Consider the following 26,987-nt stretch of genomic DNA (forward strand, 5'->3'; position numbering starts at 1 on the left):
CAGCTGTGACGCAGAGCGTCACGGGATGCATTCCCACGCGGAGCGTGGGAACGATCAGTTACTCAGGCAACTCAGCCAACCCATCCACATCGGTCATCGCCCGCTCCAGCAAATCCGCCGGTAAGCTCTTGCTCGCCCGGGCGCCCAGCAATTTCAGTTGTTCGCTGCGGCTGACCAGGTTGCCGCGTCCTTCTGTCAGCTTGTTGCGCGCCGAGCTGTAGGCTTTGTCCAGTTGCTGCAAGCGATTGCCGACTTCATCCAGGTCCTGGATAAACAGCACAAACTTGTCGTACAGCCACCCCGCCCGCTCGGCAATCTCACGCGCATTCTGGCTCTGGCGCTCCTGCTTCCACAGGCTGTCGATCACCCGCAGCGTGGCGAGCAAGGTGGTCGGGCTAACGATCACGATGTTGCGATCGAAGGCTTCCTGAAACAGCGTGGGTTCGGCCTGCAACGCCGCAGAAAATGCCGCTTCGATCGGCACGAAAAGCAGCACGAAATCCAGGCTGTGCAAGCCGTCGAGCCGCTTGTAATCCTTGCCGGACAGGCCTTTGACGTGATTACGCAAGGACAGCACGTGCTGCTTGATCGCAATCTGGCCAATCGCATCGTCCTCAGCCGAAACGTACTGCTGATAGGCCGTAAGGCTGACCTTGGAATCGACCACCACTTGCTTGTCGCCAGGCAGGTAAATGATCACATCCGGCTGGAAGCGCTCGCCGTCCGGGCCTTTGAGGTTGACCTGGGTCTGGTACTCGCGGCCCTTCTCCAGGCCGGCGTGTTCCAGCACTCGTTCGAGTATCAGCTCACCCCAGTTGCCTTGGGTTTTCTGCCCTTTCAGGGCACGGGTCAGGTTGGTGGCTTCGTCGCTCAAGCGCAGGTTCAGCTGTTGCAGGCGCTCCAGCTCCTTGGCCAGGGAAAAACGCTCGCGAGCCTCGGTTTGATAGCTTTCTTCGACACGTTTTTCGAAAGACTGGATGCGTTCCTTCAACGGATCGAGCAACTGCCCCAGGCGCTGCTGACTGGTTTCGGCGAAACGCTGCTCGCGTTCGTCAAAAATTTTGCCGGCCAGCTCGGCGAACTGCGCTCGCAGTTCATCCCGTGAGCCTTGGAGATCGTTCAGACGTTGCTGGTGGCTTTCCTGCTGTTCGCGCAGCTCGGCGTTGAGGGACGCGGTCTGCGCGTCCAGGCGCCGCAACTCAGCCTCTTTGCCGGCGCGCTCGATATTCCAGGCATGGGCCGCATCCCGGGCGTCGTCGCGCTCGATTTGCAGCAACTCGACCTCACGGCGCAGCGCGGCAAGATCCGCTTGCTTGGTGGAGTTGGCTTGACTCAGATCGCCGATTTCGTCGCGGCACGCATCGAGCTGGGCGTTCAAGCCGTCCTGGGCCAATTGGGCCATCGCCAGCCGCTCTTCCAGCAGCGCCTGATCGGCCTGTGTCGAGCTGGCCCGGCGCTGGAGTTGCCAGGCCAGCGCCAGCAAAGGCACTGCTGCGCCCGCCAGACCGAGCAATAGGCTGGTCAAGTCCATAGCCATAGCGATTCCTGCCGATGAGATAAAGCCTGAAGGTTAACCAAGGCGTCAGGTCTTGGACAGCTCAGTCTTCGCTGAGCCCCAGTTCCTGGCGGGCGCGCAAGTCGCCGGCGCGGGCGGCCTGACGCAACAGGTCGTGGCCGATGCGCCGATCCCGGGCGTTGCCACATTCGCGGCACATCAACTGGCCCAGGCGGCTTTGCGCGGCGACTACGCCTTCACGGGCCGGCTGCTTGAGCAGACGTCCGGCGAAGTGCTTGATGTTCTGGTTATCGCCCAGGCGCGGGCTGTCCAGCAGCCACTCGGCCACGCGCATGGAAAAGCGCTTGGGTGGGGTAACACTGGGCGGTGTATCGGTAACAGAGGTTGATACTGAGCGAAACTTCATAAAGCACTGTGGGGCAGATCGGAAGGCGCGCCACTCTACTCTTTTTTTCTTACAGGTAAAGTCGAAAAAAACCCGGCACGCCCGTCCTAGAGCAAGCGCTTGGGACAATCCACAGAAGCTGTGGATAACTCAGTGGACAACCCACCTTGAACTCTCGCAAAGCCCTGTGGAATGGGGCTCGCAGTCAAACTGACGATTTTTTCACCAGTAAAAAAAAGCGATGTTTTTCATTGACTTAAATTTTCATTACAGGCACCCACTGCGCTTGAAGGGGATGTGACAGTGACGTGACACCCTGCGCAACTAATGTGCACAAGTACCATCGAGGCGGTTATATCGATGCGCGTTTTCGGCGCGTTTTTGCTGCAAGCCTGGGGATAAGCCGTGCGCAAACCGCCATTCGAACGGATTCCAGACCAAACAGGCGCAGCGACCAACGGTCAAATCCGGCGCTATTACGGGGCGAACCCCCGGTTTACCGACTATAATCACGGCCCTCGCGATGACTCGAATCGCCGCCGCCAACAATCTTTTTTGCTAACACACTTCCTTTCTCAAATTCAATCCGTTAGTATCCGCGGCGTTAGTACCAAGCTGAAAGTCAATTCTGGTCGAACAAATCCCCCCGGTCAGCCTTCCCTTGAGAAGCCTCCACCGACAAAGCGGGATCGACCACCTCGATGGTTTCCAGGTAAACCTTGTGTCAACACTGCCTTTGAAATGAATGCAAAGGGTGTTGCGAAGCTCACTTACTCTGACCGAACCAGCCTGCAAATTGATCAGGATCTTCACCCCGGGCCCAGAACCTTTGCCCTTGATGTGTCGCCTGCCCTCCTAAGTACCTACCTGCCAGCCCAAGCGCGCCAATTATCAGCGCTTCAAACTGGCTGCTTTGTTCCAGTCGGGTTCTTCGTTCGACCAATGGTGGTCGTCGTCACTGGAACGTTTTAATTTTGCACGGCTCTTACTCCGTGTCGCTTGTAGGAACACCTAATAATGTCTACTCAAATCCACACTCAGGATGCCATTCGCACCCTAACTAACGCTTTTGCACCAATGAACTGCCTGATCATGGCCGCTCGCAAAGGCTGCTTCAGCTTCACTCTGGTCAACGAACACGGCATCGCCCGTCACAGCGAACGCCTGTACCCCGATCAATACTCCAGCGCTGAACCGCTGCAGGCCGTGATCGATCGTACTCGCCAGGCACTGGTTGCCTGAGACGCCAGAAAGACTGAAAACCCAAAAGCCCTGCTCAAAAAGCAGGGCTTTTTATTGCCTGATATTTCTCTTTTCTCGCCTGCGGCCTAAGCACTAACCGATATAACGGTTATAACTGGCTGCCGGAAATATTTTAAAAACAGGCCTTTACGTCGCGAATATGACACTACACTTCAACTCAAGCGGCTTGATCCGCTTCCGGCGAGCCTGAGTCGATTCACTGCTGCCAAGCCCCCCTTCAGGTATCGCCGCCCATTTCATGTTTCGAGGGCTTTATGGGTATCGCTGCCAGCGAACTGTGCCGTTATGTGATCCGCCCGACCTTGATCTACCTCGGGCGCCACAGCGCAACTGCCGAATCCCTGCTGCTGGGCATCGCCGCCAGTCAGTCAGCCCTTGGTTCTGCCCTGCATGACCGCCGTGGGCACGGCCTGTACCGGATCGCCGAGCCCCGTCACCGGGCGTTATGGGATCATTACCTGGCCCTCGACCCGGAACGCGCCAGCCTGGTGCGCGGCCTGGCCAGTCAGCACGCCTTTCTAAGCAGCCCGCACCTGGAATTGACCGTCAACCTGCGTTACGCCACCGCCATCGCCTGGCTGTTGGTAGAAGAGCAAAACACGCCCCTCCCCGATCCCGATGATGTGCTGGGCATGGCCCGTATCTGGCGCCAGACCTTCCAGCCCCAGGGACGCCTGCGCGACTTCACTTTTGCCTGGCAAACCTGTGTTTCATCGCTGAATCAAGTCGCTTGCTGACCCCCGCGTTTCACAAGATCGCGCAACAAGACGCGAATCTGGTCTGATTGTCCTACAAAACCGCTCTAACTCAAGCCATACAGGCTATAGCGCTGGGACGAAAATATTGGTAATTTTCGCCCCGGTGATCACCAGGAGTTCTAATAATGAAAAAAGTAATGCTCAAAACCACCCTTAGCCTCGCCGTTACCTTGGCATCCACCCAGCTCTTCGCAAGTGGCTTCGCCATCAACGAACAAAGCATCAGCGGTATGGGTACAGGTTTTGCCGGGCGATCTTCCTCTGCCGATGACGCAAGCACAATTTATGGCAACCCTGCCGGCATGGCGCGCATCAAGCGCGAACAAGTCACCGGCGGCGCTGCAATGCTCGACGCACACACCAATATCAGCAAGGCCAGCTCCAGCCCGAACACTGGTAGCAACGACGGCGACATGGTGCCGTTCATCGCCGTGCCGATGGGCTACTACGTCAAGCCTATCGATGACAAATGGGCAGTCGGTGTAGGCGTTTACGCACCGTTCGGTTTGGTGACCGACTACGAGCACGGCTTTGCCGGCCGTTACTTCGGCAGCACCAGCGACGTAAAAGTCGTGACCCTGCAACCGACCGTGAGCTACGCCTTCAACGACAAAGTCTCGATCGGTTTCGGTCCGACCATCAACCGTATTGACGGCAAGCTGGAATCGAACCTGTCGATTACCCAGGCGGCTCCCGATGGTCAGGTCAAGATCAAAGGCGACGACACCGCACTGGGCTACAACATCGGGATCCTGGCTCAGCTGACCGACAGCACCCGCGTCGGCCTGACCTATCACTCGAAAGTGAAGTACAAGCTCGAAGGCAATACCAAGGTCAACTACGGCGTACTGGGCCTGATCGGTCAGAACCCAAGCCAGAAGTACGACGCCTCGCTGGACCTGACCACGCCTGAATCGGTGGATTTCTCGGTCACTCACCAGCTCGACGACAAGTGGACTCTCTACGCAGGCAGCACCTGGACTCGCTGGAGCCGCCTGAAAGAAATCACCGTAGAAAACAAAGGTGTTCCTGCTGTCCTGAACGGTCAGTTCGGTTCGATCACCGAAGAACAGAACTGGCACGACACCTGGGCTCACGCCATCGGCGCGTCCTACCAGCTGAACAAGGAATGGGTACTGCGTACCGGCCTGTCCTTCGACCAGGCACCGACCAACAACGTCGACCGTTCCCCACGCATCCCGACTGGCGATCGCAAGATTTTCAGCCTGGGCGCCGGCTGGAGCCCGACCGACGACCTGACCATCGACGTGGCGTACTCGTACCTGCGTGAAGAGTCGGTCAAGGTCGCCAACAGCAACGACCGTGGCCAGAGCTACGACGCCAAATACCAAAACTATGCGAACGGTTTTGGTGTAGGCGCGACCTACCGCTTCTGATGATTCAAGGCGAGCCTGAACCACTCGCCACCTGAATCAAAAAAAGCCCCGCTCTCTTGTACAGAGGCGGGGCTTTTTAGTGGGCGGCGATCAGGGTTTCGAAGCCAGGGCCTTCTCGACAGCCTCAATGAATTCCGGGTTGTCGGGCTTGGTCAGGCTGGAGAAATTGGCGATCACCTTGCCCTGGCGATCAACCACGTACTTGTAGAAATTCCACTTCGGCGCGCTGTTCTGCTCGGCGAGGACTTTGAACAAGTGGGTGGCATCGTCGCCGCGGACTGTTTGCGGCTCGGTCATGGTGAAGGTCACGCCGTAGTTGACGTAGCAGACCTTGGCGGTTTCTGCGCCGTCCTTGGACTCCTGTTTGAAGTCATTGGACGGAACGCCGATCACCTCCAGCCCTTGGTCCTTGTAACGCTGATACAGCGCCTCAAGGCCTTTGAACTGCGGGGCGAAACCGCAGAAGCTGGCGGTGTTGACCACCACCAGCGGTTTGCCGGCGAAGCGCTGGCACAGATCGATGGATTCCTTGGCCCGCAACTTGGGCAGCGAGCCCTGCAACAGCTCCGGACAGTCGGCCGCCTGGGCCAACCCGGTGAACGCCATCAGCAACGCGGGGACTGCAAGCCAGCGCATCGGCATGTCGGTGCATCCTTGAAAAGTCGTCAGAAAACGAACTTACTCGCCCTCGCAGCGCCCTAGCAAGCACCCATGCCCAACTGCATCAACGCCAACCCGCCCTGATGCCAGCCCCACCACGCCAGGGCCAGCAGCAAAGCACCGCCAGCGGCGACAATGATCCGTGGCCAGAGACTGTTCATATCGCACTCATTTGGGTCTGCAACCGCGCCACCGGCCGCTCGCGCACCGGCCAGTTCAGGGCGGCTGCCAACAGGCTCAAGAGAATCGCCACTTGCCAGATCAAGTCGTAGCTCCCCATTCGGTCATACACCACCCCGCCCAGCCAGCCGCCGAGGAACGAGCCGAGCTGGTGAAACAGGAAAACAATCCCACCGAGCATGGACAGGTTTCGCACACCAAACAAGGTCGCCACCGTGCCGTTGGTCAATGGCACCGTGGACAGCCACAGGAAGCCCATCGCCATGCCGAACAGGTACGCCGTGGTCGTGGTGACCGGTGCCCACAGGAACAAGCCGATCACCACCGCCCGCAGCAGGTACAGACCGGTGAGCAAACGCGGCTTGGACATTCGCCCGCCGAGCCAACCGGCGGTGTAGGTGCCGAAGATATTGAACAACCCGATCAATGCCAGCACCGTGGTGCCGACGCTGGCCGGCAGGTGTTGGTCCACCAGATAGGCCGGCAGGTGCACGCCGATGAACACCACCTGGAAACCGCAGACAAAAAAACCGAACGCCAGCAGCCAGAACCCGGTGTGGGAACAGGCTTCGCGCAACGCTTCGGACAGGGTTTGCTCATGGCCGAAGGTCGGCAGCGGTTTGTCCTTGAGCATGCTCACCAGCGGCACGATCAGCGCCACCAGCAGGCCCAGGACCAACAGCGCCGCAGACCAACCGAGCCAGCCGATCAGCCCCAATGTGCCGGGCAGCATGGCGAACTGGCCAAAGGAACCGGCGGCGCTGGCGATGCCCATGCCCATGCTGCGTTTCTCCGGCGGCACTGCGCGCCCGACCACGCCGAGGATCACCGAGAACGACGTGCCGGACAGGCCGATGCCGATCAGCAGTCCGGCGCTCAGGGATAAGGTCACCCCCGAGTCGGCAAAGCCCATGCACATCAGCCCCGCCGCGTACAGCACGCCACCGACCAACACCACTTTTGCCGCACCGAAGCGATCCGCCAGGGCGCCGGTGAACGGTTGCGCCAGGCCCCAGATCAGGTTTTGCAGGGCGATGGCAAAGGCAAACGTCTCGCGGCCCCAGCCGAACTCGGCGCTCATGGGCGCCAGGAATAGCCCGAAGCCATGTCGCACACCCAGAGACAACGCCAGGATCAACGCACTCCCCACCAACACCCAACCGCAAGTACGCCACATCGAGGTCATTCTTATTCTCCGGTCGCGGGTATATACCCGCTTGAGTTTGAACAAACCGGCCTCAAGCCAGTTCGTCCAGCAATCTGATCAAGGTTTCACGTTTTTCCGCGCCCAGACGGTCGATCAACCGCTGTTGCGCTGCCTCCCAGGCCGGCAATGCCGCCGCCAGGCGCTCAGCACCGGCCTCGGTGAGCAGAACGATGCGATTGCGCATGTCCGCGCCCTCGACCAGCGTGACCAGCCCTTCGCCCTCCAGCACGCGCAAATTGCGCCCCAGGGTGCTTCGGTCCAGGCCCATGGCCTCGGCCAAGGTGGAAATGCTCGGTTGATCCAGGCGCTGTAAATTGCACAGCAAAGAATACTGGGCAACGTTGATCCCGAAGCCGTCGAGAGCGCCGTCGTAATGCCTGCTGACGCCACGGGCGGCGCGACGCAGGTTGGTGCATAAGCATTGGGAGTCGAGCATGGTGCGTGTATATACCCGCGGTTAAATGAAAGCAAATTTTTGATACATCTGACCTGTAGGAGCAAAGCTTGCTCGCGATGAACGATAACGCGGTTAGCCTGCATGACCGAGGCGCGGCCATCGCGAGCAAGCTTTGCTCCTACAGGAAGAGGCAAGCACATCCACCCCAATATCCATCAGACCAACGCCAACCCTACAAGCACCGCCATCTCCAGCAATTCCAGCAACGCCCCCGCCGTATCGCCCGTGGTCCCGCCCAACCGCCGCACCATCACTTGTCGCAGCCAGACAAACCCCACCGCCGCCATCGCGAGCGCCACCAGACCGTTGAAAACTCCAGCGATCAACACACAACCCAGCGCACTGACCGCCAACACCCGCCAACCGGCCTTACGCGGCAGATGATCCGCCAGCGCCTGCCCCAATCCACCGGCCCGCACATAAGGCGTGGTCAGGAACAACCCCAACAACGCCGCACGCCCGATCAGCGGAACAATGATCAACACCACGCCCTGCCCCTGCTCGATCAGCGCCAGCAACGCGGCGAATTTGAGCAACAACACCAGCACCAGCGTCACCACCGCAATCGGTCCGCTGCGCGGGTCTTTCATGATGGTCAGGGTTCGCTCACGGTCGCCAAATCCACCGAGCCAGGCGTCGGCGCTATCGGCCAAACCATCCAGGTGCAGCGCGCCGCTGAGCAACACCCAAACCGTCAGCAGCAGCGCAGCGTGCAGCAACAACGGCGTGCCCGCCAACAGTCCGTTCAACCCCCACAACAAACCACCGAACAGCAGCCCCACCAGCGGATAAAACAGCAGCGAACGCCCCGATTCCTGAGGCACCGGCATGCCCGGCAGGCGAATCGGCAGGCTGCTCAAGAATTGCAGGGCGATCCAGAACGGCAACATGATCAGAGCACTTCCTTTAATACCGCGCCGGAGCCGACCGACAGCGAATGCAGTGACGCATGGGCGACTTCGACATTGAGCAGTTGTTCGCGAGGCAAGCCCCGGGCCTGGGCCAGCAGCAATTTCATCACGCCGCCATGGGTGATCAGCAACACCCGCTCGCCTGCAAAAGTCCCGTGCAGCCGCTCGACCGCCGCCAATACTCGCGCAGAAAAGTCCGCCACCGGTTCACCTTCGGGGGGCGTAAACGAATACGGATCGGTCCAGAACAACCCCAACGCCTCGGCACTGGTTTTCATCAGATCCGCAGTGTTCTGCCCTTCCCACGCGCCGAAATGCAGTTCTTGCAGGTCTTTTTCCAGTTGAACCGGCAAGCCGAGTTGCCCGCCCAGTTCCTCCGCGAATCGCGCACAACGCTGCAACGGCGAGCTGACCAGACGATCCCAAGGCCCCTGCCCGATCACCGCTGCACGTAACTGCGCCCACCCCTTATCGGTCAGTGCATCGTCGAGACTGCCACGCAGGCCGCCGCCGAGTTCGGTCTCGCCGTGACGCAGTAAATCCAGGCGCAACGTCATGCCGGACGATCCGCCACGGCTGCTTCAGCGAAGGTCGCCATCTGCCCGTGAAGATCGCACGCCAGGCGCAACAACGGCACCGCCAGCGCCGCGCCGCTGCCCTCGCCCAGACGCAGGCCGAGGTCCAGCAATGGCTCGGCGTTGAGGGTTTCCAGCACGTGACGATGGCCCGGCTCGGCGCCGCGATGACCGAACAGCAGCCACTGGCGACATTCGGGATTCAAGCGCACTGCGACCAACGCGGCGACGCTGCAAATAAAGCCGTCCACCAGCACCGCCACGCCTTCCTGGGCGCAGGCCAGGTACGCGCCAACCAACGCCGCGATTTCAAAACCGCCAAGGTTGAACAGGGTTTGCAGCGCGTCGCCACGCTGGGCGCCGTGCAAGGCCAACGCACGCTCGATCACTTGCGCTTTATGGCTGACACCCGCCGCGTTCAACCCGGTGCCCGGCCCGGTCAGGTGCACCACCGGGCAGTCGAGCAAGGCACAGGCCAAGGCACTGGCCGCCGTGGTGTTGCCGATGCCCATTTCGCCGCCGATAAACAACTGTGCCCCCGCCGCGATGGCGCGCAACACGCTGTCGCGACCGGCCTGCAACGCCAGTTCGCCTTGGGCCGCCGTCATCGCTGGACCCTTCACAAAGTTTGCCGTGCCGGGGCCAACGTTCAGATGACGCACACCCGGCAGGTTCAACGACGGCGTTACAGTGCCGAGGTCGACCACTTCAAGGGAAGCGCCCAACTGCCGCGCCAATACGCTGATCGCCGCGCCGCCGGTAACAAAGTTGTGCAACATCTGCCCGGTGACTTCCTGGGGAAACGCCGACACCCCTTCCGCGACCACGCCATGGTCACCGGCAAAAATCGCGATCCACACCTGATTGAGGCTCGGCTTGACCTGCCCCTGCAACCCGGCCAATTGCACCGCGACCGATTCCAGCCGACCGAGGGAGCCGGCCGGTTTGGTCAGTTGCTGCTGCCGGGCCTCGGCCTGTTCGGCGATGGCCGCATTGATCGGCTTGCACGGGTTCAGCCACCAGGATTGAGTCATAACGCAGTTCCTTTCAGAGTCAGGGGCAGGCCGGCGACGGTCAGGACGACTCGCTGACAGCGCTCAGCCAGGGCTTGATGCAGCCAACCGGCTTCATCGACATAGCGGCGAGTCAATTCGCCCAGCGGCACGACACCCATTCCGGTCTCGTTGCTGACAAAAATGATTTCACCCGGCAGCGAGGCCAGGCAGTCCAGCAAGGCATCGCGTTCGGCGGTCAGGCGCTCGGAGTTGTCGAGCATCAGCAGGTTGGTCAGCCACAGGGTCAGGCAATCCACCAGCAGGCAACGCTCGGCGCCAGCGTTTTCGCGCAGTACCCGGGCCAGTTCAAGGGGTTCTTCGATCAGCGCCCATTCGGCGGGACGACGGGCGCGGTGATGGGCGACCCGTTCGTTCATCTCACCGTCCAGGGGTTGGCTGGTGGCGATGTAGGTGACCTGGAGTTGACTGTCGGTGGCGAGTTTTTCCGCCAGGCGACTTTTGCCGGAGCGGGCGCCGCCGAGGATTAGTTGGAGCATGGTTTATTCCTTAACATGTGCGGTGTGGCGACGGGCCTCTTCGCGGGCAAGCCTCGCTCCTACAGGTAAAGCGGTGTTCACAAATACGACGCTAACCCTGTAGGAGCGAGGCTTGCCCGCGAAGGCGCCCTCAAAACCCACAAAGCTCTCGGAGCAGTCGGGTATCCAAATGCTTCTCCACCAAATCCGCCAACCGCTCGATATCCCGTTCGCGCAAGGCGTGATAATCCACGTCCTGCACGTTCTGCAATCCGGCCCACCGCAGCAACGCGCCGCTCGCTGCCGGTGACTCAAACAGGCCATGCAAATACGTACCAAAAATCTGCCCATCGACACTTTGCGCGCCATCGCAGCGACCGTCATCCAACTGCACCGCCGCATGCTCCAGCGCCGGGCCGGTGGTCACGCCCGCATGGATTTCATAGCCGCTGACCTCGGCATTCTCCAACGCCAGCCGCCCGCGTACGTTGCGCAGTTGCTTCTCTGCTTCGAGCAAAGTGTCGAACGCCAGCAACCCCAGACCGGCGCTGGAACCTGGCGCGCCTTCCAGGCCGAGCGGATCATGGACTTGTTCGCCAAGCATTTGCAGGCCACCGCAAATCCCCAGCACCTTGCCGCCATAGCGCAAGTGGCGGGAGATCGCCGTGTCCCAACCGTTGGCGCGCAGGTACGCGAGGTCGCTGCGTACGCTTTTGGAGCCGGGAAGAATGATCAGGTCCGCCGAGGGAATCGCCTGGCCGGGGCCGATGAATTGCAGGTCTACTTGCGGGTGCAGACGCAGCGGATCGAAATCGGTGTGGTTGCTGATGCGCGGCAGCACCGGCACCACCACTTTCAACACTTGATCAGCCTTGTCGGTCTGACGCTGATCAATGCCGTCTTCGGCTTCCAGGTGCAGGTCCATCACATACGGCAGGACCCCGATCACCGGTTTGCCGGTGCGTTCTTCGAGCCAGTCGAGGCCCGGTTGCAGCAAGGCAATGTCGCCGCGAAAACGGTTGATGATGAAACCTTTGACCCGCGCCTGCTCGCTGGGTGACAGCAGTTCCAGCGTGCCCACCAAATGAGCGAAAACCCCGCCGCGATTGATGTCGGCGATCAGCACCACCGGGCAATCCACGGCTTCGGCAAATCCCATGTTGGCGATGTCGCCGGCACGCAGATTGATCTCCGCCGGGGAGCCCGCGCCTTCGACCATCACCACCGGATACGCCGCGCTCAATCGCCCGTGGGAGGCCAGCACCGCTTGCATGGCGATGGCTTTGTAGTCGTGATAGGCCACGGCGTTCATGGTGGTGACGGCGCGGCCATGGATGATGACTTGGGCGCCGGTGTCGCTGTTGGGTTTGAGCAGCACCGGGTTCATGTCTGTGTGCGGCTCAAGGTTGGCGGCCTGGGCCTGCACCGCTTGGGCGCGGCCGATTTCGCCACCGTCGGCGGTCACAGCGCTGTTCAGCGCCATGTTTTGCGGCTTGAATGGCACGACGCTGACGCCATGGCGCGTGACCCAGCGGCACAACGCCGTCACCAGCGTGCTTTTACCGGCGTCGGACGTGGTGCCCTGCACCATCAACGTAGTCATTGGCTTTCCTTGGCGAAGGCTTGCAGGGCTTGCTCGAGTCGCGCTTCTTCGGTGGCGTCGGCGGGCAAGCCGAAACGCAGGCTGCTGTTGTGGGTGAACAGTCGCAATAAAATGCCACGCCGGGCCATGAACTCATGCAGCTCTTCGGCGCGCTCGGTAATCAGCCATTGAAACAAGGCACAACCGCCCTGGGGTTTGAGGTCGTAGCGTTCCAGCAACGCGGCCAGTCGCTGACTGGCTTGCTCGCTGCGCAGCCGTTGCCGGGCGTGGCCTTCGGTGTCTTGCAAACAGGCCTGGCCCAGCACCCGAGTTGGACCGCTCACCGCCCACGGCCCGACTTGCTCGGCCAGCAATTTAAGCAACTTGCGTTCAGCCAGGACGAAACCCAGACGCACCCCGGCCAGGCCGAAAAACTTGCCGAAGGAACGCAACACAATCAAGCCAACCTGATTGGCAAACGGCGCCACGCTCAGTTGCGGCGTGTTGTCCATGAACGCTTCGTCCACCACCAGCCAGCCACCGCGCTGGGCCAGCCGCGCATGCCAGTCGAGCAAGCGGCTCGGGGTCAGGCTCAGGCCGGTGGGGTTGTTCGGGTTGACCACCACCAGCACATCGAGGCTGTCGAGAAAGAAGTCGACTTCCTGCTCCAGCACTTCGCGCACGATGTAGCCGTTGCGCCGCCACGCTTCAGCGTGTTCGGCATAACACGGCGACAGCACTCCGACCTTGCCGGCCCGACGCAGACGCGGCAGCAACTGGATTGCCATCTGCGAACCGGCCACCGGCAGCACTTGGGCGGCGTCGTAATAATCGCAGGCGGCCTGCTCCAGACCGTCATCGGTTTCCGGCAGTCGCGCCCAGGCCCGCAATGGAATCTGCGGGATCGGAAACGGCCACGGCGCGAGGCCGCTGGAGAGGTCGAGCCAATCGGCTTCGGCGATGCCGTATTCGAGCGCTGCCTTGCGCAACCGGCCACCGTGCTCAAGCATAGAATTCAGCTCCCACGCAGAGAATCAGCAGCCATAACCATACGCCGCGCTGGACCAATTGCCAGCCACGGTCGATGGAGTCCGCATCCGCCGCCGGGCCTTCGCCGAGTTGCGGACGCTGATGCAATTCACCGTGATAAATCGCCGCCCCGCCCAACTCGACCCCCAGCGCACCGGCACCGGCCGCCATCACGGGGCCGGCGTTCGGGCTGTCCCAGGTCGGGCCTTGGGTGCGCCAGCACTTCAACGCGAGTCGGGTGTTGCCCAGCAGCGCGTAGGTCAACGCCACCAGGCGCGCAGGGATGTAGTTGAGCACGTCGTCGATCTTGGCCGCCGCCCAGCCGAAGCGTTCGAAGCGTTCGTTGCGATAACCCCACATGGCATCGAGGGTGTTGCTCAGTCGATAGAGCACCACCCCCGGCGCACCGGCCACGGCAAACCAGAACAGCGCGGCGAATACTGCGTCGCTACCGTTTTCCAGGACGGATTCGGTGGCGGCGCGGGCAACTTCGGTTTTATCCAGTTCGCTGGTCTGACGGCTGACCAGATACCCCACGCGTTTGCGTGCTTCGTCCAAGTCATCGCTGCGCAAAGCCTTGGCCACCGGCTCGACGTGTTCGCCGAGGCTGCGCATGCCGAGGGCGCAGTACAGCGCCAGGATGTCCACCAGCCAACCGACATAAGGCGCCCAGGAAAACGCCGTGGCGAGCAAGGTCAGCGGCAACACCGCGATCACCCAAGCCGTGACGCCATGGCTGCGCCAGCCCCGGCCACCGGAGTTGAAACGTTGCTCGATGCGATCGGCAAAACGGCCGAACGCCACCAGCGGATGCCAGCGTTTGGGTTCACCCAGCAGCGCATCCAGCGCCACCGCGGCGACACTCAACAACGCCACACTCATTGACTCACTCCCCAATAATTTTCATACAGCAGTTCACTGAGCGGACGCGCCTGCGCCCAGCCTTCGAGTACCAACATCGGCGCCGGATAGAATTCCTTGACCGGACCCAGGCACAACACGGCCAGCGGCTTGGCGCCGGCGGGCAAGCCCAGCAAATCCGCCAACGCCTGCGGTTCGAACAGCGAGACCCAGCCCATGCCCAACCCTTCGGCGCGGGCCGCCAGCCACAGGTTCTGGATTGCGCAGGACAGCGAGGCCATGTCCATTTCCGGCAAGGTGCGACGGCCGAAGATGTGGCGCTCGCGGTCGTCCATCAGCGCCGCGACCAAGACTTCGGCGCAGTCGTTGATGCCTTCGACCTTGAGCTTCATGAACTCATCGGTACGCTCGCCGAGGGCTTCAGCGGTACGGATGCGTTCTTCTTCCACCAGTTGCTGGATCTGCCCGCGCAGGGTTTTATCGCTGATGCGGATAAACCGCCACGGCTGCATCAGGCCGACGCTGGGGGCCTGGTGCGCGGCTTCGAGCAGACGTCGCAGCAGTTGCGGCTCGACCGTGCCGCCGCTGAAGTGACGCATGTCGCGGCGTTCGGCGATGGCGCGGTAGACCGCTTCGCGTTCGGCCGGGCTGAATGCGTTGTCGGTCATGGCCTCTTCGCGAGCAAGCCCGCTCCCACAGAGGTCAGGTGATCCATTGTGGGAGCGGGCTTGCTCGCGAAGGCGCCCTCAAGGTCAGGCGCAAACAGTGCGGCGATAGCAGTTGGATTGGACGGAAAATAAAAGTGCACATAAGAGGCCGTCATCCGCCCCTCACGATAAACCGCCTCCGCCCCGCGCCCGCCATTCGGGCTCAGGCCTCGGGCAATCGGCTCCAGCTCTGTGCTGGTCAACGAGTGATGATAAGTGTGCCCACGCAACAAGCCTTCCGGCATGTCCACCGCTTGCAACGCCAACGCCGCCAGACGCTTTTGCATCACCGCATCGCCGGCCAGTAACCCAACCAACTCAGCGCGAGTGCCTTCGACATCGGTCAACGAATCGAGCAAATAAAGCATGCCGCCACACTCGGCCAGCAGCGGCTTACCTGCTTTATGGTGCGCACGGATCGCGGTCAGCATCGAGGTGTTTTGCGACAGTGCCAGGTGATGCAACTCGGGATAACCGCCGGGCAGATACAGGCTGTCAGCTTCGGGCAATTGGGTATCGCGGATCGGCGAGAAAAACGCCAGCTCGGCGCCCATGGCCCGCAGCAAATCCAGGCTCGCGCCATAAGTGAAGGCAAACGCTTCGTCACGAGCGACGGCAATGCGCACGCCTTTGAGTAGCGGTTCAGCGCTGATCACATCAGGAGCGGCGAATTCGACAGCGGGTGGCAGCGCTACCTCGCAACTGCTGGCCAACGCATCGGCAGCGGCATCGAGGCGCAGATCGAGGTCGTTCAACTCGCTGGCCTGGACCAGACCAAGATGACGGCTGGGCAACTCGATTCCGGTTTCCCGGGACAGCGCGCCGTACCAGCGCAGGCCTTCCGTCAGGCTGCCTTCAAGCAATTGCGCATGACGCAAGGTGCCGACGCGGTTGGCCAGGACGCCGGCAAACGGCAAGTCCGGCTGATACTTCGCCAGCCCCAACGCCAGGGCGCCGAAGGTCTGGGCCATGGCGGTGCCGTCAATAACGGCGAGCACCGGCACGCCGAAATGACGCGCCAGGTCAGCGCTGGACGGCGTGCCGTCGAACAAACCCATCACGCCTTCGATCAGGATCAGGTCCGCTTCGCCAGCGGCTTCCCACAACAGTCGACGACTTTCCTGCTCACCGACCATCCACATGTCCAATTGATAGACCGGCGCACCGCTGGCGCGCTCGAGAATCATCGGGTCGAGAAAATCCGGGCCGCATTTGAACACACGCACCTTGCGCCCCTGATTGCGATGCAACCGGGCCAGCGCGGCGGTGACGGTGGTCTTGCCCTGACCGGAGGCCGGCGCGGCAATCAATACCGCCGGGCATTGACGATGGCTATTCATAAAGTGCAGCTCACAACTCGACGCCTTTTTGCGCTTTGATCCCGGCCTGGAAGGCGTGCTTGATCACGTTCATTTCAGTGACGGTGTCGGCCAGCTCGATCATTTCCGGCTTGGCGCCGCGACCGGTGACGACGACGTGCTGCATCGGCGGACGCGCCTGCAAGTCGCTGAGCACTTGATCGAGATCGAGGTAGCCGTGCTTGAGGGCGATGTTCAGTTCATCCAGCACCACCAGACCGATCGATGGATCGCGCAGCAACTCGCGGGACACTTCCCACGCGGCTTCGGCGGCGGCGATGTCGCGCTGGCGGTCCTGGGTTTCCCAAGTGAAGCCCTCGCCCATCACATGAAAGCGCACTTGCTCCGGGAAGCGGCGGAAGAACAATTCTTCGCCGGTGCTGTTACGCCCCTTGATGAACTGCACCACACCGCACTGCATGCCGTGGCCCATGGAGCGGGCGAGCATGCCGAAGGCCGAGCTGCTTTTGCCTTTGCCGTTGCCTGTCAACACCAGCAGCAGGCCGCATTCGTTCGGCGAGTTGGCGATGCGTTCGTCAATCACGGCTTTTTTGCGCAGCATGCGCGCCAGATGGCGTTCGTCACGATCGGGGGTATCAGTCATGGGGGAGCTCTCCGTTGAGGCTGGATAACGGCGGGCAGGCACAAGAATAGACGGCAAGAAGCCTGGCATCGCCCACCGTGATGCCGCTGGATGGATCAGGCCGGTCTCCGGGCTCATGAGCGGTTTGCACCGGACTGCGCGCCTTCCCATATCGATGTTCGACACAGTGGCTCAAGGCACAGTCTTCACTCATTTACCGTTGCGGGGGCAGCGCCGGGATCGGGATTTTGCGCACTGGGGGCAAATCACTCACCGGCTTCCCTGTTTCACTCTGTCGACCGCAGTCACAGAGCACCTGAAACAAGCCGCGAAGGTTAGAGGGTTGGGGGTGGAGCGTCAATTAAAGCCGGGATGCCACTGGGCGAATAACTGCCGTCGATCAATTATCTGACGTCATTCTTGTGCCACACTCCCAGCAGTGATATCAAAGAGCCACATCTCACAACACAATAACAAAGGTGAGCCCCATGCAAGGCATGATCATCAGCAATCCGAAGCTGGAATTCCTGCGCCCGCTGCTGGAACGCTGGTTTGACTGTATCGACCGCTACAACGCCGTGCGCGGCGATAACGATGCGCCCTACTGGTTCGACGAAAACGCCAACCGTGGCCTGCTCTCGGCAGCGGCCTGGATGGCGGAAATGGTCACGCTGCAACAGACCCCGACGCGCAAACAGACCGAAGAAGGCGAACGCAATGCCCGGGCCGATCTGTTTATCGCCAGCAGTGAAGAACGCGCCTGGTTGCAGACCAGCCAACGCTGGCCGCGAGTCAACAGCCTGAACCTGACACAAGCCCTGGCAGATATCACCAGCGACGCCAAGCGAATCAGCTACGCCAGCGACCTGAAACTCGGCTGCCTGTTCGTCGCCCCGCAAAAGGCCCAGCAAAGCGCGACGCCGGAAGAACTCCAGGACATGGTCGACGACCTGCAAAAGGAACACACCTGCGCCGTCGCCTGGTATTTCCCCTACGCCTACCGCAAGTTGCGCAACGAATCGGGCAATTATCACCCGGGCATCGCAGTGCTGTTCAAAGAGGCCCGTGGTTGATGGGTTGAACCATCGCGGTTTGTTTCTTCTCTATGATTAAACAGTGCATTCATAGGGAAGATCAGCATGCGCAAGCCCCAGCTCGTTTTCGTCATCGCGCTCGCCGGAGGGCTTGTTGCCTGCGGCGAGACTTCAAGCCTGCAAGTCTCGGACGGCACCGGCCCCTCGCCCAAGCTGCCAGAACCGAACAAAACCCTGATCCCGACGGTGAACATTGCCCCGGCAATCGGCTGGCCGGCCGGCGTCAAACCCACCGCCGCGGCGGGGACGCAGGTGGCGGCATTCGCCGATGGGCTGGATCACCCGCGCTGGCTCTACGTGTTGCCCAACGGTGATGTGTTGGTGGCGGAAACCAATGCTCCGCCCAAACCCGATGACGGCACAGGCATCCGTGGCTGGGTGATGAAGAAAGTCATGGGCCGCGCTGGCGCCGGCGTGCCCAGCCCCAATCGCATCACCCTGCTGCGGGACAAGGACCACGACGGCGTGGCCGAAACCCGCAGCGTGTTCCTGGAAAACCTCAACTCGCCCTTCGGCATGACGCTGGTCGGCAACGACTTATACGTGGCCGATTCCGATAAGTTGATCCGCTTTCCGTACAAGGACGGCGAAACCTCGATCACCGCGCCCGCGACCAAAGTCGTCGATTTACCGGGCGGGACGCTGAATCACCACTGGACCAAAAACGTCATCGCCAGCAAGGACGGGAGCAAGCTTTACGTGACCGTAGGCTCCAACAGTAACGTCGGCGAAAACGGTCTGGATAAGGAGGAAGGACGCGCAGCAATCTGGGAAGTGGATCGCGCCACCGGTCATCACCGGATCTTCGCCTCGGGCCTGCGCAACCCCAATGGGATGGGATGGGAACCGAGTACCGGCGCGCTTTGGACCTCGGTCAACGAGCGGGACGAAATTGGCAGCGACCTGGTGCCGGACTACATCACCTCGGTCAAGGACGGCGCTTTCTATGGCTGGCCGTTCAGTTACTACGGGCAGCACGTCGATGTACGCGTCGAACCGCAGAATCCGGACCTGGTGGCCAAGGCCATCGCCCCGGACTACGCCGTTGGCCCGCACACCGCTTCGCTGGGCTTCACCTTTGCCGAAGGCAGCAAGTTGCCGGCACCGTTCACCAACGGCGCCTTTGTCGGCCAACACGGCTCTTGGAATCGCAAACCCCATAGCGGCTATAAAGTGATTTTCGTGCCGTTTACGGCGGGCAAACCGACCGGGGCTCCGGTGGATGTCCTGACCGGATTCCTCGACAAGGACGAAAACGCCCTGGGCCGCCCGGTGGGGGTGGTGATTGATCAGCAGGGTGGCTTGCTGGTGGCGGATGACGTGGGGAACAAGGTTTGGCGGGTTTCGGCGGCTAAATAAACCGCCTCACGATCCGCGATGCCTGGCACTTGGCGACAGGCGTTGCGGGTCGGGTCACTCCAGCAAATGCACCAGGCGAGGCTCAATCGAGGTTTCGCTGACCTCAAGCAACACCAGTGTCACGGGCAGTTTGAAACGTCGCGGCCCTGCGCTCCCCAGCAAACCATGGGTGTCTGAAATCACGCCAACTTTCATATAAATCTCCAGCGCAACTGCCTGCGAGGGTGAGCTCCTGCGCGTGGCGTTCTTGATCAAGACTCGCGAACACCAATCAACCCTTCAGGCAAAAAATCACCGTCATTGTCAGACGGCTTTTTTCGGTCTATCTTATACAAAACCTATACAAGACACTTTACAATGTACAATAAATAGCCTTGGCCGCTGACGCTGTACTTTGACGGTGAATGCCCGCTTGAAATCAAGATCCTGCGCCGACACGTCACCGAGAGTCGACTGCTGTTTATTGACATTAGCAACGATGAGTTCGATGCCCGCACCTTGGTAGGCAAGGAGTAAACCTTGAATAACCGTGCGCCGGTGACTTGCCAATGAGCAAGATCCGCCGACTGTGCCTGGTGCTGGGCGACCAACTGTCCTTCGATCTGGCCTCATTGCAGGGGCTGGACCCCGAGCGCGATACAGTCCTGCTGGCGGAGGTGATGGAAGAAGCCAGCCACGTGCCCCATCACCCGCAAAAAATCGCCCTGATCTTCAGCGCGATGCGCCATTTTGCCGAGGCGTTGCGCCAGCGTGGCATCAGCGTGCAGTACGTCACCCTCGATGATCCGCACAATAGCGGATCGATACCGGGCGAGTTACGGCGCTGGCAGTCGCATCTGCAAGCGCAGGAATTGCACTTGACCGAGTGCGGTGACTGGCGCCTGGAGCAGTCGCTCAAGGACTGCGGCCTGGCCATCCAGTGGCATGGCGATAGCCGTTTTCTCTGCACGCGCAGCGAATTTTCCGCCTGGGCCGAAGGCAAAAAGCAGTTGCGCATGGAGTTTTTCTACCGCGAGATGCGGCGCAAAAGTGGCCTGTTGCTCAACGGTGACGGCAGCCCGGTAGGCGGCGCCTGGAATTTTGATGCCGAAAACCGCAAGGCCCTGCCCAAAGGCGTGAGAGCGCCCTCGCCCATGCACTTTTGGCCGATGCAATTACCCAGGATGTGCTGGCGCTGGTGGCCAAAAACTTCTCCGGCCACTATGGCGCCCTCAACACCTTCGATTACCCGGTCACCCACGCCGACGCCCAGGCCTTGTGGGATTACTTTCTAGACTGGGGCCTGGCCGCGTTCGGCGACTACCAGGATGCGATGGCCAGTGATGAACCCTTCCTGTTTCACGCGCGGATCAGCGCCGCCCTGAATATCGGCCTGCTGGATCTGCGCCAGGTGTGCAGCGATGTCGAGGCGGCGTATTGGACACAGCGGATTCCGCTGAACGCCGCCGAAGGCTTTATCCGCCAACTCATCGGCTGGCGGGAATACGTGCGGGGCGTCTACTGGCTGAAAATGCCCGACTACGCCGGCGGCAATCTGTTCGGCAACAGCCGGCCGCTGCCAGAGTTCTACTGGACGGGCGACACCAAAATGAACTGCATGGGCCAGGCGATAGGCCAAAGTTTGAAACACGCCTATGCCCACCACATCCAGCGATTGATGGTGACCGGCAACTTTGCGCTGCTGGCCGGCATCGCGCCGAGCCAGATTTGCGACTGGTACTTGGCGATCTACATGGACGCGTTCGATTGGGTCGAACTGCCCAATACGCTGGGCATGGTGATGCACGCCGATGGCGGTTACCTGGGCTCAAAGCCGTACTGCGCCAGCGGCCAATATATAAAGCGCATGTCGGATTACTGCCGTAACTGCGTATACAAAGTCAGTGAAAGCACGACCGACGACGCCTGCCCTTTCAATGCGCTGTACTGGCATTTTTTGATGCGTCACGGCGACTTGTTGCGCGGCAATCAACGCATGGGCATGGTCTACAAAAACCTCGACCGCATGACCGAACCCAAGCAGCAAGCGCTCTGGGAAGGCGGCGAGAAGCTGCTCGCCAAACTGGATGCCGGAGAGTCCTTTTGAACAAGAGTGAACCGCCGGTCAAAACCTGCGCGGTCTGCGGATTGCCCTTCGCCTGGCGCAAGAAATGGGCGCGCTGCTGGGCTGAGGTGCGCTATTGCTCGGAGCGTTGCCGGCGCAACAAATCGGCTGAACGTTGAGCTGCGGCTACCGTTTACGGCAAAGGGTCAAGCCATCGCCAATCGGCAGCAACGACAAATCCACTCGCGTGTCATCCTTCAAGGCTCGATTGAGGGCCTGGATGGCACGGGTGTCGGCACTTTCCGGGGTGCTTTCCAGCACCCGTCCGCTCCACAGCGTGTTGTCGAACACCGCCAGACCGCCGACCCGCAGCAAGCGCAAGGCGTGCTCCAGGTAATTCGGATAGTTAGCCTTGTCGGCATCAATGAAGATCAGATCAAACGGCCCTGACAGTTGAGCGATGGTGTCCAGCGCCGGCGCCAGACGTAACTCGATGCGCTCGGCCAAACCCGCCTCCTGCCAGTAACGCCGGGCCATAGCGTTGTAGTCGCCAGGGATATCGCAACACATCAGCGAGCCATCGTCCGGCAGTGCGGCCGCCATGCACAAGGCGCTGTAACCGGTGAAGGTGCCGATTTCCAGCAAACGCCTGGCGCCGGTGAGCTTGACCAATAACGCGAGGAACTGCCCCTGCTCCGGCGCCACTTGCCAGCGTGCCATGGGCAGCGTCTGGGTTTCGTCGCGCAAACGCTTGAGCAGCGGCGTTTCCCTGAGGGAAACGTCGAGCAGGTAGCTATAGAGAGAATCGTCGAGATTGAGCGTGCGATTGGTCATCACAACCTCCGCGCAAAAACCTACTGATTACGCGCCAGGTGTTCCGGTTGCAACACGCGTTTGGCGCTCAGGTAGGCTTTCTGCCAATAGGCTTTGGACAGGCTGTCGAGCTTCACCGTGCCGCCGGTGGCCGGGGCGTGGACGAAGCGGCCCTCGCCGACGTAGATCCCGGCGTGGCTGACCTGGGAGCCGCCATTGGTGGCGAAGAAGATCAGGTCGCCGGTTTGCAGGCCTTCCTTGCCGACATTGGCCGCTTGCATGCTGATCATCTCCCGCGTGGTGCGCGGCAGGGAAATGCCAGCGACATCACGGTAGACGTAACCGATCAGGCCACTGCAATCGAACCCGGAATCCGGCGTATTGCCGCCCCAGCGATACGGCGTGCCCACCAGGCCGAGGGCGCGGAACAGCACGTCTTCGGCTTCAGGCGAGAATGATTGGGAGGTACTGAAAACAATCGGTGCGCGAACCACGGGCGCAGGCGGCGGTGGTGTGCGGCTGGCGCAGGCGCTGAGCAGCGCTGCGAAGAGCATCAGGGTGAGGCGGGCCGACATCGTCATAAGCAGAACATCCTGATCTGGCTGCGGCTTTTTTTCTGTCGAAAGACAGAAAAGAAAACCGCCTGCGCAGGACGCAGGCGGTTTGCCATCAATAATAGATCAGGATTCTAGCGCCTATGCGCCAAACTTCAAGTAAGACTTTAAGTTCGCCTTACATAAAGTGTGCTTACTTGCGAGCGGTGACCACGGTCGGGGCCATCGCGAGTGCGCGCTTGGCTTCGATGAAGGTCTTGCTCCAGTAGCTGTCGCCCAGGTTATCGACCCGTACACCACCGCTTTTGCGGCTGCTGGAGTGGATGAACTGGTCATCACCCAGGTAGATACCGGCGTGACTGACGCGACCGCGACGACCGTTGGTGGCGAAGAACAGCAGGTCGCCAGGCTTCAGGTTGTTGCGCGACACCAGTGGGGCATCTACGTTGATCATTTCGCGAGTGGAGCGCGGCAGGTTCATGCCGGCTTCTTCACGGAACAGGTAGCCGATGAAACCGCTGCAGTCGAAACCGGCTTCAGAAGTACCGCCGAAACGGTAACGAGTACCGATCAGGGACATGCCACGTTCGAGGATGCTGTCGGCCAGAACCGGAAGCTGGTACGACTTGCCATCGGCGAAGTCAGCCAGTTCTTTTTCGGTGGCCATCTCTTCTTGATAAAGAACAGAAGATTGAGCGGTAACAGAGTTTTTAACCTGTTGCTGGGGCTCTTGCTGGGACACTGGAGAGTGAGCAGCGCAACCGAACAACAGGGTGACGAGTGCGAGAGGCACGAGGGGTGCGAAGCGATTTAGCATGGGCACGACCGTGGCTGATAGTTGTAAAGAAGCCGAGACTATGCCCGCTATCAACCTCATTTGCAAATTCAATCGATCAATTTGTGACTTCTCGGTTTCTCGTTTACATCTAAGCGCTTAAACCCGTTTCGAATCTTCGCGCAGCCTGCCACCCGACAGGAAAGCGGATTTGCTGGCGCCTGGAATATGCCAGAACCCGCTGGAGGCGTTGGCTTTACTGGTTTAGCTACCAGCCCAGGGTTTCTTTCAAGAAGGGAATTGTCAGCTTGCGCTGAGCTTGAAGGGAGGCCTGATCGAGGCGTTCAAGCAGCTCGAACAGCGCGCTCATACTGCGGGTGCCCCGGGTCAAAATAAAATGCCCGACTTCGTCGGTCAGGTGCAAACCGCGACGGGATGCGCGCAGTTGCAGGGCGCGCAATTTGTCTTCGTCGGACAACGGACGCATCTGGAAGATCAGCGCCAGGGTCAGGCGCGATTTGAGATCCGCCAGCTTCACCGGCAGTTCACGCGGTGAGGTCGAAGCTGCAATCAGCAGACGCCGGCCACTGTCACGCAGGCGATTGAACAGGTGAAACAGCGCTTCTTCCCAATCCGCCCGGCCGGCGACGGCTTGCAGATCGTCGAGGCAGACCAGTTCGTACTGTTCGAGGTTGTCGAGGATTTCGATGCCACGATCCAGCAACTCGGCCAGCGGCAGGTACACCGCCGGTTCGCCCATCTGTTCGAAGCGCAGGCAGGCGGCCTGCAACAAGTGCGTGCGCCCTACCCCGTCCTTGCCCCAGAGGTAAATCAGGCTTTCGGTCCAGCCGGCGTCGGCTTCGCATAGCCGCTCGACATAGCCGAGTGCAGCGGCATTGGCGCCTGGGTAGTAATTGATAAAGGTAGCGTCATCACGCAGACGCACACCTAGGGGCAGCTGAATCGGTTTCATGCTGACTGAACAGTTCCAAAGGAACCGTTAGTGGCCTCTGTGTAAAGTTTGCGAAGTTTATACCCGTGGGGCAGCCCGCACAATGCGGCAGACCACAAGCAAAATCAAAGGTTTGCGTTAACGCCCTGGTTTTATGACAGTTTCTTTGGCGGCGCATGTGACAGCCACCGGAGGGAAGCGGGCCAGCCTGGCGAGGAACCAGGCCGCCCGTTACGCGGGATCAGACGACTTTACAGCTCGGGCTCGTCGGTCCCGCTGTACACATCTGAATCTTTATACAAATCATGCAGATGGCGCACCAGCACCATGATCACCGCCGCCACCGGCAGTGCCAGCAGCACACCGGTAAAGCCGAACAGCTCGCCACCGGCCAGGATCGCGAAAATCACCGCCACCGGGTGCAGGCCGATCCGGTCGCCCACCAGCAACGGCGTCAGTACCATGCCTTCCAGCGCTTGCCCGACCATGAATACCGCGACGATGCCAAGCATCGGATACAGGTCGCCATGGAACTGGAACAGCCCGGCAATCAACGCCGCGCCGATCCCGATGACAAAGCCCATGTACGGCACAATTGCCGCCAGGCCGGCAATCAGGCCGATCAACAGCCCCAACTCCAACCCGACCAGCATCAAACCAGCGGCATAGATCACGCCCAGCGCCAGCATCACCAGCAATTGCCCGCGCACAAATGCGCCGAGCACTTCATGGCATTCACCGGCCAGTGTCACTACACGCTCTTCGCGATCGCGGGGCAACAGGCTGCGGATCTTGGCCATCATCAGGTCCCAGTCCCGCAGCAGGTAGAAACTCACCACCGGGATCAATACCAGATTGGCCAGCCAGCCGATCAGCGCCAGCCCGGATGCCGTCGCCTGGCTCAGTACCACGCCGACGATGTCGGTGGTCTGACCCATGTGATCGCTGATCGCAGCCTTGAGCTTGTCGAACTTCCAGAAGTTATCCGAGAGGCCGAACTTCGACTGTGCCCATGGCAACGCCGTGTGCTGTAACCAGTCGAGCATTTGTGGCGCCAGTTCGTACAGGCGAAACAACTGCTTGGCGAGCATCGGCACCAACACCAGCAACAACGTGGTGAAGATCAAGGTGAACAGCGCAAACACCGACACCACGCCCCAGGTCCGCGACAGCCCGGCCTTCTCCAGCCGATCCACCAGCGGATCGAACAGATACGCCAACAGCAGCGCCACCAGGAACGGCGTCAGGATCGGATGCAACAGCCAGACAAACGCGCAGAGCAGGACCACCCCGCCCAACCAGAACCACCGCCGCGTATCGGCCATGTACAACTCCCTATGCATCTATATAAAGAAAGAAAACCTTACCAACGGAATCGCAGTTGCGGCACCGGTGCCGGGGCGGGCGCTACGACCGGCGCCGAACCCTCGGCCGGCTGAACCGGTGCGACGGGCGCCGGGGCTTCACCGGCCGGAACCTCCTGCAACTTCGCCAGGGACAACTGCGAGCGCAACTGCTCGGCGCTGCCATTGACCCGATAGACAATACGGTCACCGTCGACACTGACCAGACGCCCACCAAACGGATCGAGCAAACGGCCCAGCGCCGCGTAGCGCTCCAGGTTCATGCCCTGCACTTCCAGCAATTGTTCGCTTGAAGCGCCAGCCTTGACCACAAAGCGGGGCGCCAGACGCTCGGTCACCGCCAGCATGACCGCATCGGCCACCGCAGCCTGATCGGCACCTTGCACACTGCCCGCTTCCTTCTGGTCGCCGAGCCACAAGTGCCACTTGGCTTGCCATTGGCCACCGTCTTCATGGGCATGCACCGCGAGCAAGGCATCGGCGTTGTAACGTTCCGAGGCGCTGCGCAATGGCGTCGCGTCCGCACCTTCCAGATTCGGCGCCGTGGCCACCAGTTGTTCACTCAAATCCGCCAGCGGCAAGCGCAATGGCAGGCCCCGATGCTGCGCCGCGCGACGCAATGGCGCAGCGCTGGCCTGACCGTCGCCGACCAGGCTCGAACCTTCGGCGGAGTCGTTCAACCACCAACCCAGGATCGACGGCCGATTCGCGCCCCACAACGACAGCCCGGCACGGCGCAACGCCTGATCGGTGCTGGCCGGGTCGAAATCGACCTTCAACACTTCCGGCGGCCCGGCATCAAAGCCGTACTGACTGATGATTTGCTGCGGGTCTTTGCGGATCGCCGCCAGTCCCGGGTTTTGCGCAGCCTTGGGATCGCCGGTCAGGCGCAACACCAGGGTATCCAGCGCGGCCTGGGTCGCTTGATCGCGGACCTCCGGGCTCTGGCCGCTGACGGGCTCACGGACCTGATACAGGTTTTTCACCGGCTCGGCATGACTCGCCAGGCTGACCAGCGACAAACATCCGGCAAATAAATAGTTGGAAAAAAAACGCATGGAGGATTCCTGGC

At 60.9% G+C, this 26,987-nt stretch carries 28 protein-coding genes, 3 pseudogenes and 1 riboswitch; of the genes and pseudogenes, 8 read left to right on the forward strand and 23 right to left on the reverse strand.

Annotated elements, in window-relative coordinates; translation table 11 throughout:
- Window positions 1-58: 58 nt before the first annotated feature.
- Complete coding sequence (locus BK665_RS23915) at window positions 59-1,423, reverse strand: DNA recombination protein RmuC (protein ID WP_185076627.1); 1,365 nt, start codon at window positions 1,421-1,423, stop codon at window positions 59-61.
- A 175-nt stretch (window positions 1,424-1,598) separates the two neighbouring features.
- The gene (locus BK665_RS23920; RefSeq protein WP_123409064.1) at window positions 1,599-1,922 is read right to left on the reverse strand and encodes an SEL1-like repeat protein; all 324 of its coding nucleotides are present in this window, start codon (window positions 1,920-1,922) and stop codon (window positions 1,599-1,601) included.
- Between the two features lie 996 nt (window positions 1,923-2,918).
- On the opposite strand from BK665_RS23920, the gene BK665_RS23930 reads away from it, so the two are divergent.
- The 3 genes from BK665_RS23930 (at window position 2,919) to BK665_RS23940 (ending at window position 5,319) form a co-directional block, all read left to right on the forward strand.
- Window positions 2,919-3,143 (forward strand): hypothetical protein, encoded by a 225-nt coding sequence (locus BK665_RS23930; protein WP_003214941.1) that lies wholly within the window; start codon window positions 2,919-2,921, stop codon window positions 3,141-3,143.
- Between the two features lie 275 nt (window positions 3,144-3,418).
- Complete coding sequence (locus tag BK665_RS23935) at window positions 3,419-3,901, forward strand: hypothetical protein (protein ID WP_123409065.1); 483 nt, start codon at window positions 3,419-3,421, stop codon at window positions 3,899-3,901.
- 146 nt (window positions 3,902-4,047) lie between these two features.
- The gene (locus BK665_RS23940) at window positions 4,048-5,319 is read left to right on the forward strand and encodes an OmpP1/FadL family transporter (RefSeq protein WP_123409066.1); all 1,272 of its coding nucleotides are present in this window, start codon (window positions 4,048-4,050) and stop codon (window positions 5,317-5,319) included.
- Between the two features lie 90 nt (window positions 5,320-5,409).
- On the opposite strand, the gene BK665_RS23945 is transcribed toward BK665_RS23940, so the two are convergent.
- The 14 genes from BK665_RS23945 to cobO form a co-directional block, all read right to left on the reverse strand.
- Window positions 5,410-5,961, reverse strand: coding sequence for a glutathione peroxidase (locus BK665_RS23945; RefSeq protein WP_123409067.1), 552 nt, complete (start codon window positions 5,959-5,961; stop codon window positions 5,410-5,412).
- A gap of 56 nt (window positions 5,962-6,017) precedes the next feature.
- The gene (locus BK665_RS34960) at window positions 6,018-6,140 is read right to left on the reverse strand and encodes a hypothetical protein (protein ID WP_256672180.1); all 123 of its coding nucleotides are present in this window, start codon (window positions 6,138-6,140) and stop codon (window positions 6,018-6,020) included.
- Window positions 6,137-7,345, reverse strand: coding sequence for an MFS transporter (locus BK665_RS23950; protein ID WP_123409068.1), 1,209 nt, complete (start codon window positions 7,343-7,345; stop codon window positions 6,137-6,139). The genes BK665_RS34960 and BK665_RS23950 overlap by 4 nt, the downstream gene beginning before the upstream one ends.
- A 52-nt stretch (window positions 7,346-7,397) precedes the next feature.
- Window positions 7,398-7,802, reverse strand: coding sequence for a MarR family winged helix-turn-helix transcriptional regulator (locus BK665_RS23955; RefSeq protein WP_123409069.1), 405 nt, complete (start codon window positions 7,800-7,802; stop codon window positions 7,398-7,400).
- Window positions 7,803-7,978: 176 nt separating this feature from the next.
- A complete protein-coding gene (locus tag BK665_RS23960) occupies window positions 7,979-8,713 on the reverse strand; it encodes an adenosylcobinamide-GDP ribazoletransferase (RefSeq protein WP_123409070.1) in 735 nt (244 codons plus the stop codon).
- Between the two features lie 2 nt (window positions 8,714-8,715).
- A complete protein-coding gene (gene cobC, locus BK665_RS23965) occupies window positions 8,716-9,291 on the reverse strand; it encodes an alpha-ribazole phosphatase family protein (protein WP_123409071.1) in 576 nt (191 codons plus the stop codon).
- Complete coding sequence (gene cobT / locus BK665_RS23970; protein WP_123409072.1) at window positions 9,288-10,343, reverse strand: nicotinate-nucleotide--dimethylbenzimidazole phosphoribosyltransferase; 1,056 nt, start codon at window positions 10,341-10,343, stop codon at window positions 9,288-9,290. The genes cobC and cobT overlap by 4 nt, the downstream gene beginning before the upstream one ends.
- Window positions 10,340-10,861: a bifunctional adenosylcobinamide kinase/adenosylcobinamide-phosphate guanylyltransferase gene (gene cobU, locus BK665_RS23975; protein WP_123409073.1), complete on the reverse strand. Its 522-nt coding sequence runs from the start codon at window positions 10,859-10,861 to the stop codon at window positions 10,340-10,342. Before cobU ends, cobT begins: the two co-directional genes overlap by 4 nt.
- Window positions 10,862-10,991: 130 nt before the next feature.
- Complete coding sequence (locus BK665_RS23980; RefSeq protein WP_123409074.1) at window positions 10,992-12,443, reverse strand: cobyric acid synthase; 1,452 nt, start codon at window positions 12,441-12,443, stop codon at window positions 10,992-10,994.
- Window positions 12,440-13,432: a threonine-phosphate decarboxylase CobD gene (gene cobD / locus BK665_RS23985; RefSeq protein ID WP_123409075.1), complete on the reverse strand. Its 993-nt coding sequence runs from the start codon at window positions 13,430-13,432 to the stop codon at window positions 12,440-12,442. The genes BK665_RS23980 and cobD overlap by 4 nt, the downstream gene beginning before the upstream one ends.
- The gene (gene cbiB / locus BK665_RS23990; protein WP_123409076.1) at window positions 13,425-14,333 is read right to left on the reverse strand and encodes an adenosylcobinamide-phosphate synthase CbiB; all 909 of its coding nucleotides are present in this window, start codon (window positions 14,331-14,333) and stop codon (window positions 13,425-13,427) included. The genes cobD and cbiB overlap by 8 nt, the downstream gene beginning before the upstream one ends.
- Window positions 14,330-14,980, reverse strand: coding sequence for a 5,6-dimethylbenzimidazole synthase (gene bluB / locus BK665_RS23995; protein WP_123409077.1), 651 nt, complete (start codon window positions 14,978-14,980; stop codon window positions 14,330-14,332). Before bluB ends, cbiB begins: the two co-directional genes overlap by 4 nt.
- The gene (locus BK665_RS24000) at window positions 14,977-16,359 is read right to left on the reverse strand and encodes a cobyrinic acid a,c-diamide synthase CobB (protein ID WP_123409078.1); all 1,383 of its coding nucleotides are present in this window, start codon (window positions 16,357-16,359) and stop codon (window positions 14,977-14,979) included. Before BK665_RS24000 ends, bluB begins: the two co-directional genes overlap by 4 nt.
- Window positions 16,360-16,369: 10 nt before the next feature.
- Window positions 16,370-16,981, reverse strand: coding sequence for a cob(I)yrinic acid a,c-diamide adenosyltransferase (cobO, locus tag BK665_RS24005; protein WP_054615716.1), 612 nt, complete (start codon window positions 16,979-16,981; stop codon window positions 16,370-16,372).
- 81 nt (window positions 16,982-17,062) lie between these two features.
- Window positions 17,063-17,295: riboswitch (cobalamin riboswitch) on the reverse strand.
- A 153-nt stretch (window positions 17,296-17,448) separates the two neighbouring features.
- Here cobO and BK665_RS24010 point away from each other — a divergent pair.
- Window positions 17,449-18,033 carry a hypothetical protein gene (locus BK665_RS24010; RefSeq protein ID WP_123409079.1) on the forward strand — a complete coding sequence of 195 codons (585 nt, stop codon included), beginning with the start codon at window positions 17,449-17,451 and terminating at the stop codon, window positions 18,031-18,033.
- A 66-nt stretch (window positions 18,034-18,099) separates the two neighbouring features.
- Window positions 18,100-19,413, forward strand: coding sequence for a PQQ-dependent sugar dehydrogenase (locus tag BK665_RS24015; RefSeq protein ID WP_123409080.1), 1,314 nt, complete (start codon window positions 18,100-18,102; stop codon window positions 19,411-19,413).
- 54 nt (window positions 19,414-19,467) lie between these two features.
- Here the strand turns inward: BK665_RS24015 and BK665_RS24020 are convergent.
- A pseudogene (locus tag BK665_RS24020) lies at window positions 19,468-19,569 on the reverse strand (metallophosphoesterase family protein); the annotation flags it as partial.
- Between the two features lie 201 nt (window positions 19,570-19,770).
- Here BK665_RS24020 and BK665_RS34965 point away from each other — a divergent pair.
- The 3 genes and pseudogenes from BK665_RS34965 to BK665_RS24035 all read left to right on the forward strand — a co-directional run.
- A pseudogene (locus tag BK665_RS34965) lies at window positions 19,771-19,914 on the forward strand (DUF393 domain-containing protein); the annotation flags it as partial.
- Window positions 19,915-19,961: 47 nt separating this feature from the next.
- Window positions 19,962-21,499 (forward strand): annotated as a pseudogene (locus BK665_RS24030) (cryptochrome/photolyase family protein).
- Window positions 21,496-21,636, forward strand: coding sequence for a DUF2256 domain-containing protein (locus BK665_RS24035; protein ID WP_123409081.1), 141 nt, complete (start codon window positions 21,496-21,498; stop codon window positions 21,634-21,636). Before BK665_RS24030 ends, BK665_RS24035 begins: the two are co-directional and overlap by 4 nt.
- 7 nt (window positions 21,637-21,643) lie before the next feature.
- On the opposite strand, the gene BK665_RS24040 is transcribed toward BK665_RS24035, so the two are convergent.
- The 6 genes from BK665_RS24040 to BK665_RS24065 all read right to left on the reverse strand — a co-directional run bounded on the left by BK665_RS24040 (window position 21,644) and on the right by BK665_RS24065 (window position 26,973).
- Window positions 21,644-22,291 carry an O-methyltransferase gene (locus BK665_RS24040; RefSeq protein ID WP_123409082.1) on the reverse strand — a complete coding sequence of 216 codons (648 nt, stop codon included), beginning with the start codon at window positions 22,289-22,291 and terminating at the stop codon, window positions 21,644-21,646.
- Between the two features lie 20 nt (window positions 22,292-22,311).
- Window positions 22,312-22,851, reverse strand: a complete 540-nt coding sequence (locus tag BK665_RS24045; RefSeq protein WP_123409083.1) for a C40 family peptidase — start codon at window positions 22,849-22,851, stop codon at window positions 22,312-22,314.
- Window positions 22,852-23,017: 166 nt separating this feature from the next.
- The gene (locus BK665_RS24050; protein ID WP_123409084.1) at window positions 23,018-23,641 is read right to left on the reverse strand and encodes a C40 family peptidase; all 624 of its coding nucleotides are present in this window, start codon (window positions 23,639-23,641) and stop codon (window positions 23,018-23,020) included.
- Between the two features lie 226 nt (window positions 23,642-23,867).
- Window positions 23,868-24,572, reverse strand: a complete 705-nt coding sequence (hda, locus tag BK665_RS24055; protein WP_054049492.1) for a DnaA regulatory inactivator Hda — start codon at window positions 24,570-24,572, stop codon at window positions 23,868-23,870.
- Window positions 24,573-24,802: 230 nt separating this feature from the next.
- Window positions 24,803-25,876 (reverse strand): AI-2E family transporter, encoded by a 1,074-nt coding sequence (locus BK665_RS24060; RefSeq protein ID WP_123409085.1) that lies wholly within the window; start codon window positions 25,874-25,876, stop codon window positions 24,803-24,805.
- A gap of 38 nt (window positions 25,877-25,914) precedes the next feature.
- Entirely contained in the window at window positions 25,915-26,973 is a 1,059-nt protein-coding gene (locus BK665_RS24065; protein ID WP_123409086.1) for a DUF2066 domain-containing protein, read from the reverse strand.
- Window positions 26,974-26,987 lie beyond the last annotated feature (14 nt).

This window comes from Pseudomonas frederiksbergensis, from assembly GCF_003732665.1.
GTDB classification, from domain to species: domain Bacteria; phylum Pseudomonadota; class Gammaproteobacteria; order Pseudomonadales; family Pseudomonadaceae; genus Aquipseudomonas; species Aquipseudomonas frederiksbergensis_G.

What these genes read in the sequence shown, in the direction of transcription:
- BK665_RS23980 (WP_123409074.1), bottom strand. Translation starts at nt 12,443, where the DNA reads ATGACTACGTTGATGGTGCAGGGCACCACGTCCGACGCCGGTAAAAGC.
- BK665_RS24050 (WP_123409084.1), bottom strand. Translation starts at nt 23,641, where the DNA reads ATGCTAAATCGCTTCGCACCCCTCGTGCCTCTCGCACTCGTCACCCTG.
- BK665_RS24000 (WP_123409078.1), bottom strand. Translation starts at nt 16,359, where the DNA reads ATGAATAGCCATCGTCAATGCCCGGCGGTATTGATTGCCGCGCCGGCC.
- BK665_RS24010 (WP_123409079.1), top strand. Translation starts at nt 17,449, where the DNA reads ATGCAAGGCATGATCATCAGCAATCCGAAGCTGGAATTCCTGCGCCCG.
- BK665_RS23935 (WP_123409065.1), top strand. Translation starts at nt 3,419, where the DNA reads ATGGGTATCGCTGCCAGCGAACTGTGCCGTTATGTGATCCGCCCGACC.
- cobC (WP_123409071.1), bottom strand. Translation starts at nt 9,291, where the DNA reads ATGACGTTGCGCCTGGATTTACTGCGTCACGGCGAGACCGAACTCGGC.
- BK665_RS34960 (WP_256672180.1), bottom strand. Translation starts at nt 6,140, where the DNA reads ATGAACAGTCTCTGGCCACGGATCATTGTCGCCGCTGGCGGTGCTTTG.
- BK665_RS24045 (WP_123409083.1), bottom strand. Translation starts at nt 22,851, where the DNA reads ATGACGATGTCGGCCCGCCTCACCCTGATGCTCTTCGCAGCGCTGCTC.
- cobU (WP_123409073.1), bottom strand. Translation starts at nt 10,861, where the DNA reads ATGCTCCAACTAATCCTCGGCGGCGCCCGCTCCGGCAAAAGTCGCCTG.
- BK665_RS23950 (WP_123409068.1), bottom strand. Translation starts at nt 7,345, where the DNA reads ATGACCTCGATGTGGCGTACTTGCGGTTGGGTGTTGGTGGGGAGTGCG.
- hda (WP_054049492.1), bottom strand. Translation starts at nt 24,572, where the DNA reads ATGAAACCGATTCAGCTGCCCCTAGGTGTGCGTCTGCGTGATGACGCT.
- bluB (WP_123409077.1), bottom strand. Translation starts at nt 14,980, where the DNA reads ATGACCGACAACGCATTCAGCCCGGCCGAACGCGAAGCGGTCTACCGC.
- BK665_RS24040 (WP_123409082.1), bottom strand. Translation starts at nt 22,291, where the DNA reads ATGACCAATCGCACGCTCAATCTCGACGATTCTCTCTATAGCTACCTG.
- BK665_RS24060 (WP_123409085.1), bottom strand. Translation starts at nt 25,876, where the DNA reads ATGGCCGATACGCGGCGGTGGTTCTGGTTGGGCGGGGTGGTCCTGCTC.
- BK665_RS23945 (WP_123409067.1), bottom strand. Translation starts at nt 5,961, where the DNA reads ATGCCGATGCGCTGGCTTGCAGTCCCCGCGTTGCTGATGGCGTTCACC.
- BK665_RS24015 (WP_123409080.1), top strand. Translation starts at nt 18,100, where the DNA reads ATGCGCAAGCCCCAGCTCGTTTTCGTCATCGCGCTCGCCGGAGGGCTT.
- BK665_RS23955 (WP_123409069.1), bottom strand. Translation starts at nt 7,802, where the DNA reads ATGCTCGACTCCCAATGCTTATGCACCAACCTGCGTCGCGCCGCCCGT.
- BK665_RS23940 (WP_123409066.1), top strand. Translation starts at nt 4,048, where the DNA reads ATGAAAAAAGTAATGCTCAAAACCACCCTTAGCCTCGCCGTTACCTTG.
- BK665_RS24065 (WP_123409086.1), bottom strand. Translation starts at nt 26,973, where the DNA reads ATGCGTTTTTTTTCCAACTATTTATTTGCCGGATGTTTGTCGCTGGTC.
- cobD (WP_123409075.1), bottom strand. Translation starts at nt 13,432, where the DNA reads ATGCTTGAGCACGGTGGCCGGTTGCGCAAGGCAGCGCTCGAATACGGC.
- cobO (WP_054615716.1), bottom strand. Translation starts at nt 16,981, where the DNA reads ATGACTGATACCCCCGATCGTGACGAACGCCATCTGGCGCGCATGCTG.
- cobT (WP_123409072.1), bottom strand. Translation starts at nt 10,343, where the DNA reads ATGACTCAATCCTGGTGGCTGAACCCGTGCAAGCCGATCAATGCGGCC.
- BK665_RS23930 (WP_003214941.1), top strand. Translation starts at nt 2,919, where the DNA reads ATGTCTACTCAAATCCACACTCAGGATGCCATTCGCACCCTAACTAAC.
- BK665_RS23960 (WP_123409070.1), bottom strand. Translation starts at nt 8,713, where the DNA reads ATGTTGCCGTTCTGGATCGCCCTGCAATTCTTGAGCAGCCTGCCGATT.
- BK665_RS23920 (WP_123409064.1), bottom strand. Translation starts at nt 1,922, where the DNA reads ATGAAGTTTCGCTCAGTATCAACCTCTGTTACCGATACACCGCCCAGT.
- cbiB (WP_123409076.1), bottom strand. Translation starts at nt 14,333, where the DNA reads ATGAGTGTGGCGTTGTTGAGTGTCGCCGCGGTGGCGCTGGATGCGCTG.